The sequence below is a fragment of the Mycobacterium sp. 1245801.1 genome, from assembly GCF_001673055.1.
Lineage (GTDB): Bacteria > Actinomycetota > Actinomycetes > Mycobacteriales > Mycobacteriaceae > Mycobacterium > Mycobacterium europaeum_A.
Window position 1 is genome coordinate 1 of the sequence record NZ_LZKY01000197.1, and the last position, 910, is coordinate 910.

General features: G+C 64.0%; 1 protein-coding gene. It reads right to left on the minus strand.

Features of this window, described 5'->3' with window-relative positions; all coding sequences use genetic code 11:
* Positions 1 to 160 precede the first annotated feature (160 nt).
* Positions 161 to 910 (minus strand): hypothetical protein (locus A5622_RS12525; RefSeq protein WP_232002955.1); only part of this gene is annotated, 750 nt, incomplete at its 5' end.

Sequence of the window (910 nt, forward strand, 5' to 3'; positions counted from 1 at the left end):
TGACGTAAATCCCCCAAGTTATCGGCAAGGAGAAACCGTGTGCAATTGCTATTGCGCCAACTGTCACGGGCACCCGCTTGTGTGGTGCACCAGCGGTCACGACATCGACTGCCCGGTGCGCCAGGAACGCGCGAAGGTGACATAAGAGTTCGTTCTCGGCTCAGGCCACAGCCCCATCCGGGGGCGCCGGCGGCACCCACTGCTTCTGCTTCGGCGGCGGCGGCGGCCACGCCAACCACCGCTTAATCTGCCGCATCCCGTACATCGCGGCCAACACATACCCCACCGTGGACACGCAGATCAATACCCAAGCGGCGGTTTCCAACCCCAAACCCGGCAGGGCCATCGACAGTAGCTTCGCGACGACAGCCCAGCAGTTCACCGACACCGCAGCGAGATAGATTTTCGCCATGGTCGACGAATCGGCGTCGTAGCGCGCAATGATTGCCAACGCCCACAGCAGATGCCCGAGCACCCACAACGCCGCCCCGGACAGCACCACCCAGTAGGCGGCGAGCCAGGCGTTCGGCGGCTCGGTGAACAAGTCGCGCACGTGGCGGTCGGGCGATCCCGGCACGAACAGGCCGACCAGGGTGGGCAGCACGAACGTGGCGGGCAGCTCGAGCCGCCAGTGCCGCCACTGGGCCGCGTTCGTCAACTCAAGGCGGTTGAGCGTGACGTACGCGAACACGGTGATCCCGGTCAGGGATGCGATGTGGCCGACCATGTCCTCAAGGTTCCAAACCCCGGTGACGCGGTGCAAACAATCGAACGTCGGCGTAGCGAAAGGCATCATGCAGACGAGACCGACCAGGATGCCGGCGAGGTTAACGGTGGCGGCACTTTCCCACTTGTAGAACCAGGTGGTTCGCCGCACCCATAACCCTGCTGCTAGGGCTATGAGTGCGTG